The sequence below is a fragment of the Xanthomonas euvesicatoria genome (genome assembly GCF_013112235.1).
GTDB classification, from domain to species: domain Bacteria; phylum Pseudomonadota; class Gammaproteobacteria; order Xanthomonadales; family Xanthomonadaceae; genus Xanthomonas; species Xanthomonas euvesicatoria.
Map to the genome: position 1 here is coordinate 2,414,239 of NZ_JABFFS010000001.1, position 11,578 is coordinate 2,425,816.

The 11,578-nt window shown below is 64.4% G+C and carries 8 protein-coding genes; 6 read left to right on the forward strand and 2 right to left on the reverse strand.

Annotated elements, in window-relative coordinates; genetic code table 11:
• The first annotated feature begins 153 nt into the window (after window positions 1-153).
• The 3 genes from HLH45_RS10485 to pbpC all read left to right on the forward strand — a co-directional run bounded on the left by HLH45_RS10485 (window position 154) and on the right by pbpC (window position 7,060).
• Window positions 154-3,156 carry a TonB-dependent receptor gene (locus HLH45_RS10485; protein ID WP_074053217.1) on the forward strand — a complete coding sequence of 1,001 codons (3,003 nt, stop codon included), beginning with the start codon at window positions 154-156 and terminating at the stop codon, window positions 3,154-3,156.
• A 144-nt stretch (window positions 3,157-3,300) separates the two neighbouring features.
• A complete protein-coding gene (locus HLH45_RS10490) occupies window positions 3,301-4,248 on the forward strand; it encodes a glycerophosphodiester phosphodiesterase family protein (RefSeq protein WP_029818840.1) in 948 nt (315 codons plus the stop codon).
• A gap of 421 nt (window positions 4,249-4,669) precedes the next feature.
• A complete protein-coding gene (gene pbpC / locus HLH45_RS10495; RefSeq protein ID WP_008571581.1) occupies window positions 4,670-7,060 on the forward strand; it encodes a penicillin-binding protein 1C in 2,391 nt (796 codons plus the stop codon).
• Between the two features lie 348 nt (window positions 7,061-7,408).
• Here pbpC and HLH45_RS10500 read toward each other — a convergent pair whose 3' ends face one another.
• Both HLH45_RS10500 and HLH45_RS10505 read right to left on the reverse strand, forming a co-directional pair.
• Window positions 7,409-7,969, reverse strand: a complete 561-nt coding sequence (locus HLH45_RS10500; RefSeq protein WP_008571580.1) for a ferritin-like domain-containing protein — start codon at window positions 7,967-7,969, stop codon at window positions 7,409-7,411.
• A 40-nt stretch (window positions 7,970-8,009) separates the two neighbouring features.
• Window positions 8,010-8,492: a peroxiredoxin gene (locus HLH45_RS10505; RefSeq protein WP_008571578.1), complete on the reverse strand. Its 483-nt coding sequence runs from the start codon at window positions 8,490-8,492 to the stop codon at window positions 8,010-8,012.
• 162 nt (window positions 8,493-8,654) lie between these two features.
• Here HLH45_RS10505 and HLH45_RS10510 point away from each other — a divergent pair, with 162 nt between their 5' ends.
• From HLH45_RS10510 to pilH, 3 genes are all read left to right on the forward strand, one after another.
• Window positions 8,655-9,131, forward strand: coding sequence for an Hsp20/alpha crystallin family protein (locus tag HLH45_RS10510; RefSeq protein WP_008571577.1), 477 nt, complete (start codon window positions 8,655-8,657; stop codon window positions 9,129-9,131).
• Window positions 9,132-9,542: 411 nt separating this feature from the next.
• Window positions 9,543-10,442: a DnaJ C-terminal domain-containing protein gene (locus tag HLH45_RS10515; RefSeq protein WP_011346657.1), complete on the forward strand. Its 900-nt coding sequence runs from the start codon at window positions 9,543-9,545 to the stop codon at window positions 10,440-10,442.
• A gap of 497 nt (window positions 10,443-10,939) precedes the next feature.
• A complete protein-coding gene (gene pilH, locus HLH45_RS10520) occupies window positions 10,940-11,326 on the forward strand; it encodes a twitching motility response regulator PilH (protein ID WP_008578169.1) in 387 nt (128 codons plus the stop codon).
• Window positions 11,327-11,578: the final 252 nt, after the last annotated feature.

The window sequence follows — 11,578 nt, forward strand, 5'->3', positions numbered from 1 at the left end:
GTAGCCGCTGAGTGCTTGCTTCGCATGCAGCGATATCGCTGCGCCTTGTCTTCTCGGTGCGATGGTAGCGACACGCAAAGGTCATTTTTACGCTCTACGGTGGCGTGCTTTCTCATCAGCGCAGCATGATTGCTGCGCGACTTACGGGATTCCATGCAGCGCTTCGATCCGTACCGTATGCACCTGTCCGTTCTCGCTGTGGCCATCGCAGCATGCTCGCCTGGCGTGCAGGCTCAAAGTGTCGCTACCTCATCCGACTCCGCGCGCCTGGCGTCATCGATGCGCCCAGCCGGTGCTTCATCCAACGAAAGCCAGCGACCTGTCGAGACAGCGTCAGCCTTTGAAAAACTCTCTGGCCTCGCGACCGCAGCCTCGCCGAGCGACGCACCCGACAGCGACGCACCTAGCAGAGATGCAACTGCCGCAGACATGGCCAAAACCGGCGTACAAACCCTCGATGCCATGCAGGTCACCGGCGTGCGCCGCGCCAACGCGGCTGCGGTGGAAAGCAAGCGTGCGGCCACCAATATCACCGATGTGATCAGCGCCACCGACGTGCGTGCCTTGCCCGACAGCACCATCGTTGAGGCATTGCGGCGCGTGCCGGGCTTGTCCGTCTTGCCTGCCACCGACAACGAGCATCCGCGCGATGAAGCGGCCACGCCGGTATTGCGTGGCCTGGGGCCGTCATACAACAACGTCACCATCGACGGGCTCACCATCGCCTCGCCCGGTACACCGAACGGCACGCTCGGTTCGATCACCCGCGGTGTGCGCCTGGATCTGTTGCCGGCCTCGATGGTCAGCGAATTGCAGGTGGTCAAGACCTTCACGCCCGACCTGGACCCCAACGCCACCGGCGGTGCGATCAACCTGAAAACCCGCAGCGCGTTCGAAAACGGCGGCAAGCCGTTCTTCAGCGCCGAGGCGGCGCTAGGCCACGCCAACGATGTGGGCAAGCCGCGCGATCAGGACGATCCGGGCTATCGCGTCAACGCCACCGGCAGCCGCACCTTCGGTAGCGAGCAGCAGTACGGTCTCACCGTGTCTGCCAACTATCAAACGCTGAGCAGCTACACCGAAACCCATATGACCACCGACACGGTGCACTACGGGTTCTACGACAACAGCGGTGTGTTGCAGACCGGCGACAATCTCGGCAATGGCTGGGCGGTGCCGCAGCAGGATAAATACTGGTACGTGCAAGATCAGCGCGACCGTTATGGCCTCACTGGCAAGTTCGAGATGCGGCCCAGTGCGGCGCTCGAAGCCTACGCCATGGCCGGCTACTACTATTTCAAGGACGACATGGAGCGCAACGAGGTCATCATCGACCCGCGCAACCGTGGCCAGGTCTTCAATCAAACCGCAACCTCCGGCAGTTATCCCGGTGGCGACATCGAGGTGGGCTATTCGAACCAGATCGTCACCACGCGTACCAAGGTGGCGCAGCTGGGAACGATCTGGCGGCCCACCGATCGCCAACAGCTTTCCGCGCGTGGCGCGTGGTCGGATGCGACCTACGACGAGCCGATTCGCATGATCAAGTACGCCACCGGCATCACGCGTCCGGCACCGGTGCCGGTGGGCCAGACCGGCAGTGGCGTGACCATCAATGCCACGCCCAATTATGCGTTCAATTACGACACTTCCGGCCTGGATCAACGCTTCGGCGTGTCGCCGCAGGCGTATGGCGACCTGGACAATTACAGCCTGTCGTACTGGCGCCCGGACTATAAACGCACCGCGTCCGACCGCATCCTCACCGGTCGGCTCGATTACGGTTTCAACCAAGGCGAAAGCGATCAAGGCATCGGTTTTGCGGCAGGCGTGTCGTATACCACCGACAAGCCGTCCTATGAGATCTATCGCGTCGAGTATCAGCCCAATACGACGGCGCCGGCGTTCGGCCTGGCCGACGTGGTAGGCACCGGCAGGGCGCCGATGCGCTATGCCGGTTTGAACCTGCTGAGCATCGACCCGAACAAGGCCAATCGCGTGCTGGCGGCCACGCCGTTGAGCGCGTTCAACAGCACCGACCAGCAGGCCTTCAGCAACCAGGATAATTTCACGCATACCGAAAAAATCTTCGGTAGCTATGGCTTGGTCAGCTATCGCAGCGATCGCTTGAACGCGCAGGCCGGTGTGCATTTCGATAGCACCAAGCTCGACACGGTGGGCCGCCAGCGGCAGCTGGATGCGGCAACCAATCACTACGTGTACGTCGATAACCCGACCAGTGCGGATTACGACTATCTGCTGCCTTCGGCGGTGATGACCTATCACCTGACCGATGCGCTGGATCTGCGTGCCGGTGCAAGCCGCACGTTGGGCCGCCCGCCGTACGACGCCTATGCGGCGCGCACCTCCATCGGCTTCGTCAATACGACAGACGCCGGCAACCCGAATGCGCAGGGCGTCACCGTCACCATCGGCAACCCCGACATCAAGCCGCGCGTGTCCAACAACCTGGACCTGTCGCTGGAATGGCGCCTTCCCGGCGATTTCGATGCGTTCGCATCCGCTGCCGTTTTCGACAAACATATCCAGGACGAGATCTTCACGCTCTCGCGCACCGATAGCTTCACCTTCGACGGCACCACATATGCGAATGCGTTGATCAGCACACCGGCCAATGCCGCCAAGGCGCGCATCCGTGGTGTGGAGTTCAACGGCATCGTCAACACGTTAGGGCCGGTCGCGCCGTGGTTGAGCGGCGTCGGTTTCAGCGCAAACCTCGCATTGCTCGATGGCAGCCTGGACGTGCCTTACAGCGTCGGCAGCGGCAGCAGCCTGACCCAGCGCGAGCGCACGCTCGACAATCTGGTCGGTCAGCCCGATTACACCGCCAACGCGACGCTGTTCTACAACACCGGCGGGCTGGAACTGCGCGCGGCCTACAACCGGCAAGGCAAGGCGCTGCGCTCGGTCGTCAGCAATATCGACTGGCAGGACCTGTATTGGTCGCCGCGTTCGCAACTGGATTTCACCGCCACCTATGCGGTGAGCAAGCAGTTGAGCCTGATCGGCCAGGTCAGCAACATCACCCACAGCCGCATCACCAGCGTGACCGGCCCCGGGCAGAATCTGCTCAAGGACAGTTACTCGGTGCCCACCACCTATTGGGTGGGTCTGCGGTTCACGCCCACGTTGTGAGGGCAGCCAGGCAAGAGGTGGCGAAGCCTGCCATCCTGAATTCGATGCCTGCCGTCCACCCGCTTAATTTCAGCCGCGTGTGCGACGCGCGGCAACGCCGGTCCTCCGCGCTACCGTTTGCAAACATCTGCTTGGAGTTGTTCGATGACATCACGCCCCATTGCCGTCCTCGCCGCCGTGCTGTGCACAGTCGTGACCACTGCAGCAAGTGCCGCACCGACAGGCGTGGCCGCGATCCAGGCGCGCCTGACCAACCCGCAGGGCGGCCTCGTCGTGGTGGCGCACCGCGGATGTCATGCCGCCGCGCCACAGCATGGCTTCACCGAGACCGCGCCGGAAAATTCGCTGGCGGCGTTGGAGCGCTGCATCGCCATCGGCGCCGATGTGATGGAAACCGATGTGCGGCGTGCCGCCGACGGCAGCCTGGTGATGCTGCATGACGCCACCGTGGACCGCACCACCGATGGCACCGGCAAGCTCTCCGAGTTGACCCTGGCCGATCTGCAGAAGCTACGCCTGCGCAGCGACGAAGGCGGTGCACAGGCACCGCTGACCGACCAGCGCGTGGTCACGCTCGAGCAGATGCTGGCCAAGGCCAAGGGGCACATCCTGCTCAACCTGGATGTCAAGGACGCGATCTACGTGCAGGTGATCGAGGCGGTCGCACGCGCCGGCATGCAGCATCAGGTGATCGTCAAGGCCGAAGCCGGTATTTCTACCGCGCCACTGGCTGCGATGCCGCCCTTCAACACCGTGTACTTCTTCCCGATCCTGATCAACGCGCATGGCAATGCCGATCTTGCGGCCATTGCAACGGCACAGACGCGCAATGCGCGTCCGATGGCATTCGAGTTACCCAAGATGACTGCCGCGCAATTGCCGGCCCTGGCAGCGGTGAGCAAGGCGCACAACGTGCGGCTGATGGTCAATTCGTTGTGGGAAGGCTTCATTGCCGGCTATGGCGGCGATGCGGACGCCGAGCGCGACCCTGGCAGGGTCTGGGGCCGGATGTATCGCGACGGTGTGTCGATCATCCAGACCGATGCACCGGAAGCCTTGTTGCGCTACCGCGCCACGTTGGAAAAGCGCTGAGCGGAAGCGACTATGCCGCCGTCCCAGGCGGCGGCAACCAGGTCTGGCACGGCGCGCCGTGCACCAGACAAATCGACGGACGAGACATAACGTCTACCGAAGTGCGCACGTGGGCATCGCCACCAGCTGCCGCCAATGCGTGCTGCTGCCGAAGGCCGCCGGCCGCGCCTTCGGTGTGAGTGGCCTGATCATCGCAGCCACCTGCATGCGGTGGCCACAGGTAGGATCAGACGGTTGCGCGCAGGCAGGTCCGCATGTGGCTCACGGGCTGTGCCTGGCCTTGCGCCCGTCGCTTGTCCGGCTGGCTGTGCGGCTGATCGCGCTGCCGATACGCCAGGCCCGAGCCGCGTAGGAGTGGCCGAAACGCGTTTTGCCCTGCATGCTTTGCGCGATGGATGAACAGCCGCAGGCACCAACAGGGATGGATCGGACGCCGTCGCGCCCGCAAACGCCGAACCATCAGGCCCGCAACGGACGCCGCTGGCTGCGGTGGCTGCGCTTGAGTGCGGCTGCCTTGCTGAGCGTCATGCTGCTGCTCGATCTGGCTTTTCCATTGCCGTTGCCCAAGTCCCGCGACACCTCCACCTTGGTGGTTGCGCGCGACGGCACGCCCTTACGTGCATTCGCCGACCGCAATGGCGTATGGCGCTATCCCGCCACGCCGCAGAGCGTCTCGCCGTTGTATTTGCAGGCGCTGCTGAATTACGAAGACCGCTGGTTCTGGCGTCACCCGGGCGTCAATCCCTGGGGTCTGCTGCGTGCCGGCGGGCAGTGGATCGGGCAGGGCCACATCGTGTCCGGCGGCTCCACACTGACCATGCAGGTGGCACGCATCCTGGACCCGCATACGCGCACACCGTGGGGCAAGGCCAAGCAATTGTTGCGCGCGTTGCAGCTGGAAGCGCACCTGAGCAAGCACGAGATTCTGATGCTGTATCTGGAGCGTGCGCCCTATGGCGGCACCATCGAAGGGGTGGAGGCGGCCAGCTGGGCGTATCTGGGCAAGCCGGCCAGGGCCTTGTCGCACGCCGAGGCCGCGTTGCTGGCGGTATTGCCGCAGTCGCCAAGCCGGTTGCGCCCGGACCGTCATCCCGAAGCCGCGCAGCGCGCACGCGACAAGGTGCTCGATCGCATGGTCGAGCTGGGCGTGTGGTCGCGCGCGCAGGTGGACGATGCGCGCATCGAACCGGTGGTCACCCGCTCGCTCAAACCACCGTTGCATGCGGCCTTGCTGGCGCAGCGCCTGCACAGTGCCCAGCCGCGTGCGGCGCGTATCGCCACCACGCTGGATGTGGAATTACAGCGCACGCTGGAAGAGCGCGTGTCCACGTATTTTTCGCAGCTGCCGGAGCGCACTTCCGCGGCATTGTTGGTGGTGGACAACGCCACGATGGAGGCGCGCGCCTATGTGGGCTCGGCCAGTTTCGGCGACCGCAAGCGCCTGGGTCATGTCGACATGGTGCAGGCATGGCGCTCGCCCGGCTCCACGCTCAAGCCCTTCCTGTATGGCATGGCGCTGGACGATGGCCTGATCCATTCCGAAAGCCTGCTGGTGGATGCGCCGCAGAGCTTTGGCGACTACCGGCCCGGCAACTTCGATGCAGCGTTCAACGGCCCGGTGAGCGCGGCCACGGCGTTGCGGCTGTCGTTGAACGTACCGGCGGTGGATCTGCTTGATCGCATCGGCCCGGCGCGCTTTGCTGCGCGACTGTCCAATGCCGGGATTGCGCTGCATTTTCCCTCCGGCAGCACGCCGTCGCTGGCCTTGATACTGGGCGGCACCGGCGCACAGTTGCAGGAGTTGGTGGGCGCGTTCGCCGCGCTCAATCGCGGCGGCATTGCCGGACGCGTGCGCTATACGCCGGATGACGCGCGCATCGATCGGCGCTTGATGTCGCCAGGTGCGGCGTGGATCGTGCGCGAAATCTTGCAAAGTAATCCGCGGCCCGGATACGGCAGCGGTACTTTCGACACTACTGCACGCCCAGGCGTGGCGTGGAAGACCGGCACCAGTTACGGCTACCGCGATGCATGGGCCATTGGCGGAACGCGGCGTTACACCGTCGGCGTGTGGGTAGGACGGCCGGACGGCACCCCGTTGCCGGGCCAATACGGTGCGGTCACCGCATTGCCGTTGATGTTCGAAGTCATCGATGCTTTGCCCCGCAGTGCTGGCGACAGTGCGCCATTGCCGATGCCGCCGTCGGTGCAGGCAATCGACATCTGCTGGCCGCTGGGCGGCGCTGCCGATCAAACGCCACCGGCTCTGTGCGCACGTCGTGCCGATGCATATGCACTCGACGGTGCCGTGCCGCCCACCTTTGCCGAGCGCGATGCGCGCCTTTGGCAAAGCGGGCAGGTGCGCTTCGAGGTCGATGCGCGCAGCGGTCAGCGGTTGTCGCAGGAATGCAGCCAACCGCATGCGCGTGCACCGCGCGCGGTGGCGCGCTGGCCGGCGTTGGTCTCGCCCTGGCTCAGTACATCCGAACGCGCCGCCGCACAACTGCCGCCCTTGGCTGACGATTGCGTGCCGGACGGGCGCATGACCGGTGGCGGGATGCTACGCATCGACGGCTTGAGCGACCGCGCCACGCTTGCGCGGGCCAACGACGCCGCGCGCCCGGTGCGGTTGCAGTTACGAGCGCTGGGCAGCGAGGCGCGAATCGATTGGCTGCTGGATGGCCGCTGGATTGCGCAAACCACCGGAAGACAAGGGTTTCAGCGCGATTTCGAAGAAGTGGGGTTGCACACGCTCACCGCAATGGCCAGCGATGGCGCATGGACGCAGTTGCGCTTTCGCGTGTTGCGCTGACCGGGTTGCCAACCAAGTGCGACCGCCCCGTGCGTGGCGGCAGACCGGCTGTGCGCGACAAACGTGTAGGAGCGCACCTGGGCGCGAAGAGGTCTTACCGGGAATGCGTCATCGCGCCCAGGTGCGCTCCTACAGAGGCGTTGACGAAGGCGGCGGCGTGTCGGATCTGGCCGCCTCATGCGATCGTTGCTCATTCGGGACGCGACCGTTTACGCGCAATCTGGCGGCACAAAAAAAGACAGACAGGGCGCTCGAGGCGCTGCCCTGTCTGTCTCATCATTGAATCGATTTCAATTTCAACTCGCTGCGATCTCCATCGCAACGCATCGCTACATCGCAGAACTCAACTCACTCGCCAATCCAGCCTTCCAGCATGTCGGCAAATTCATCGGCATGCTCTTCTTCCTGGGCCAGGATGCTTTCGAGAATGCGCTTGGTGGTGGTGTCCTTGTCGCCGATGAAGTCGATCATCTCCCGGTAGCTATCGATGGCGATGCGTTCGGCGATGAGATTTTCCTTGACCATGTCGCGCAGGTCGGTGCCTTCCTTGTATTCGGCATGCGAGCGCTTGGTCAGGGTGTCCGGATTGAGATCCGGTTCGCCGCCCAGCTGCACGATGCGCTCGGCCAGCTTGTGCGCGTGCTCTTGCTCCTGTTGCGCATGCTCCAGGAACTCGCCCTTCACTGCGTCGGCAAGCATGCCCTTGGCCATGAAATAGTGGCGGTAGTAGCGCAAGGTGCACACGTATTCGGTGGCAAGCGCGGTATTGAGCAATTCGATCACCTTCTCGCGATCGGCGTGGTAGCTCTCGGTGATGGCGCCGTCTTCGATGCTCTGGCGCGCGCGGGCGCGCAAGGTGGCAGTGTCGGTGATACCGGCGGGAGTTTTGGTGGCTGGCTGATCAGACATGGCTGGCCGTTTTCCTTCTGAGTGATGGGAGAAAGGGGTCTCAATCCGGCAGATGCTGCAGCACGTAATCGGCTGCAGAGACTTTGAATTCGCCGGGTTCTTCAACAAACAACGCCTTGACCACGGCGTCGTCTGCATACAGCGCGTAGCGGCGTGAGCGCAGGCCCATGCCCGAGCCGCTGGCGTCGATTTCAAGGCCCAGGGCGCGCGCCAGTTCGGCGTTGCCGTCGGGTAACAGGTGCAGGCCGTCGGGAATCAGCTGGCTGCGTCCCCAGGCCTGCATCACGAACGGGTCGTTGACCGCGGTGCACAACACCTCGATACCGCGCTTGCGGAATTGCTCGAAGTGTTCCACGTAGCCCGGCAGGTGCTTGGCCGAACAGGTGGGGGTAAAGGCCCCCGGTACCGCAAACAGCAGCACCTTGCGGCCTGCGAACAGGCTGTGGGTGTCGATAGCCTCGATGCCATCGCGCAGGCGCTTGAGCACGACTTCGGGAATGCGGTCACCAACGTGGATGGTCATGCGGCTAGCTCCTGTGGCTGAACGGATTCTAGAAAGGGGTAGGGGAAAAGCGCGTCAACGCGCTTGAAATCCGTGCGGCCACGCCTATCTGACGCACATGGCCGGCGCAACCGCGCACCGCGCAGTCGCCGGCCCCGTCATCAACCTGTTTGGAGGCTTTCAATGAACATCGTTCGTTATCCCCAATTTCCCACCCACGCGCTGCAGAACGAGATCAAGCATGTGTTCGATCGCTTCTTCGAGCAGAACGGCGACACCGACGAATCGGCCGTGGTGACCGCGCAGTGGGTGCCGCGCGTTGACATCAAGGAAGAGCCCAATCACTTCGTGCTGTACGCCGATTTGCCGGGCATCGACCCGAGCCAGATCGAGGTGCAGATGGACAAGGGCATCCTGTCGATCAAGGGCGAGCGCAAGAGCGAATCCAGCACCGAAACCGAGCGCTTTTCGCGCATTGAGCGCCGTCACGGCAGCTTCCATCGCCGCTTCGCGCTGCCCGACAGCGCCGATGCCGATGGCATCACGGCTGCGGGTCATAACGGCGTGCTGGAAATCCGCATTCCCAAGCGCCCGGCAGCCACGCCGCGCCGTATCCAGGTGGGCAACGGTCAGAGCACCAGCGGCAGCACGGTGCAGTAAGCGCAAGGAACGTCGCGGCGGCGCGCTGTGCAGGCGCGCGGTGTTCGCTGGGCCCGCCTGTACTGTGCGTGCAGGCTGGCCAGGCGCCCGGCAGTTTCGCCTGGCACCTCATGCCAGCCGGAACTGGCCGTCGCGCGACGCTGGACCTGGAGCGAGGCCGCAGCTTCGCTCTCCGGCGACAGTCGCGCCGTAGAATAGGCGCGGTTGCCCGCCCGGCTGCGAATAGATTGGCCACCAGCTCCATGGCGTGACCGCTTGTGGACGCGGCTGGTATGCGAACCCGGCACGTACGTCCGTACGGTGCAGGGTGCGTGCCTGCCGCGCCGCACTCGCGCTGTCCGCCGCAGCGCTGGCCGTTCGAACTGGCTCGTGGCCTCGGCTGCGGGCCGTTTTTTTTCCAGAGGTGATTAGATGGAATTCAAGGATTACTACGCAACGCTCGGCGTGGAGCCCAGTGCAGGCGATGCGGAGATCAAGACCGCCTACCGCCGGCTCGCACGCAAATATCACCCCGACGTCAGCAAGGAAGCCGGCGCCGAAGACAAGTTCAAGGCGATCAACGAAGCCTACGAAGCGCTGCGCGACCCAGCCAAGCGCAAGGCCTACGACCAGTTGAAGGCGCAGGGATTCCGGCCGGGCGACGAGTTCCAGGCCCCGCCCAATTACGGTGGCGGGCAGGGCTTCGATTTCGAAGAGGTGTTCGGCAACGGCGGTGCCGGTGGCGGCTTCAGCGATTTCTTCGAAAGCCTGTTCGCCGGCCAGCGCGGTGGCAGGCCGCGCGGTCCGGGCGCCGGGCCCGGTGCAGGCGCCGGTCCGCAGGCGCGCGGCGACACCCGCGCCAAGCTTGCGGTGCCGCTGGAAGCGGTGCATTCGGGCGACAGCGTGCGCATCACCATTAATGGCAAGCAACTGGACGTGCGCGTGCCCAAGGGCGTGCAGCCCGGCCAGGTGATCCGCCTGAGCGGGCAGGGCAACGGCGGCGGTAACCTGTTGCTGGAGATCGAATACGCGGCGCATCCGCATTTCGAAGTGGACGGGCGCAACATCCTGTACACCTTACAGGTCATGCCCTGGCAGGCGGCGCTGGGCACCACCATCAGCGTGCCCACCTTGGGCGGCTCGGTCGAATTGAAGGTGCCGGCCGACTCCGACGCCGGGCGCAAGCTGCGCCTGCGCGGCCGCGGCCTGCCGGGCACCACCCCGGGCGACCAGATCGTGGAACTGGAAATCCTCGCCCCAGCCCCGACCGACGACGCGCAGAAGAAGGCATACCGCAATCTGGCCAAGGCATTCGGCGAGACCGTGAGCTGAGCCGGTCGGCGCGGGCTGGATCAGCTGTGCGCGTACGAGGGATGAGGCAGGCTAGGGTCGTCCTGCGATGCAGCCGTTGATGTCGACGACCAACAGCGTCGAGTCTTGGCCGCACCCTCAGCCGGCCCCGGAGAGGGGAGCCCGCCCCTCTCCCTTGGGCGAGCGGGGCAGGGGATTCGGTTGCTCCGCAACGTGATCATCAACTCGATTTGCCCCCGGCGCATCGGGATCCCGCCCCATCCAGCGCCACGCGCCCCTTTCCCTGCCCCGAAAGGGGAGTAGGGGGGCAGCGAATCGACGCGTTGGCTCGGTAAGCCCTGTATTGAATCCAGCCTGGGCTATTGGACGTAATGGCTCCAGCGACTCGCAAAAACAGCGCCTCGCTCCATCACCTCTGGCCTCGCTCGCAAACCTCGAACCAGCACACAACTCACCTGGCCCAGCTATCGAAAGCGCGGCCGGCGCACTACACTCGCCGCGCACACTAGGGGAAACACATGGCACGTATTTTGATCGTCGACGACTCGCCGTCGCAGCTGCTGGGGATTCAGCGCATCGTCGAGAAGCTGGGCCACGAAACCATCACCGCCACCGATGGGGCCGCCGGCGTGGAAGCGGCCAAGGAATCGCTGCCGGATCTGGTGCTGATGGACGTGGTGATGCCCAACCTCAACGGGTTCCAGGCCACGCGCACGCTCAAGCGCGAGCCCACCACCCAGCATATTCCGGTCATCCTGGTCACCACCAAGGATCAGGACACCGACCGCATGTGGGGCATGCGCCAGGGGGCCCGCGCCTACATCACCAAGCCGTTCTCCGAAGACGAACTGCTGGAAGTGATGGAGCGCGTGTTCAACCAGAAAGACGAGCCGCCGAAAGCGTAAGTGCACCGGCCAGCCGTGATCGCAGTCGGATTTCGGCAACGCAAAGGTGGGATTAGCGGGAGACGGGCCAACCCTCTCCTGCGCACTGGGGAGCCGGTGTGAGTCGGCAGCCCGGCGATGCGCAACTCGACCTCGTCGTGCACCATCGCTTGGCAACTGGACCCCTCAGCCTGCGCCGAGCGCCATCTTCTGCCAACGGGCCAGGGGAGATCAGTTGGGGTGAGGCGGTGCAGCCGTCATTGCCTGGGAACA

Excerpts from the sequence above, each read along its gene's own strand:
- HLH45_RS10485 (WP_074053217.1), top strand. The coding sequence starts at position 154 with ATGCAGCGCTTCGATCCGTACCGTATGCACCTGTCCGTTCTCGCTGTG.
- HLH45_RS10490 (WP_029818840.1), top strand. The coding sequence starts at position 3,301 with ATGACATCACGCCCCATTGCCGTCCTCGCCGCCGTGCTGTGCACAGTC.
- pbpC (WP_008571581.1), top strand. The coding sequence starts at position 4,670 with ATGGATCGGACGCCGTCGCGCCCGCAAACGCCGAACCATCAGGCCCGC.
- HLH45_RS10500 (WP_008571580.1), bottom strand. The coding sequence starts at position 7,969 with ATGTCTGATCAGCCAGCCACCAAAACTCCCGCCGGTATCACCGACACT.
- HLH45_RS10505 (WP_008571578.1), bottom strand. The coding sequence starts at position 8,492 with ATGACCATCCACGTTGGTGACCGCATTCCCGAAGTCGTGCTCAAGCGC.
- HLH45_RS10510 (WP_008571577.1), top strand. The coding sequence starts at position 8,655 with ATGAACATCGTTCGTTATCCCCAATTTCCCACCCACGCGCTGCAGAAC.
- HLH45_RS10515 (WP_011346657.1), top strand. The coding sequence starts at position 9,543 with ATGGAATTCAAGGATTACTACGCAACGCTCGGCGTGGAGCCCAGTGCA.
- pilH (WP_008578169.1), top strand. The coding sequence starts at position 10,940 with ATGGCACGTATTTTGATCGTCGACGACTCGCCGTCGCAGCTGCTGGGG.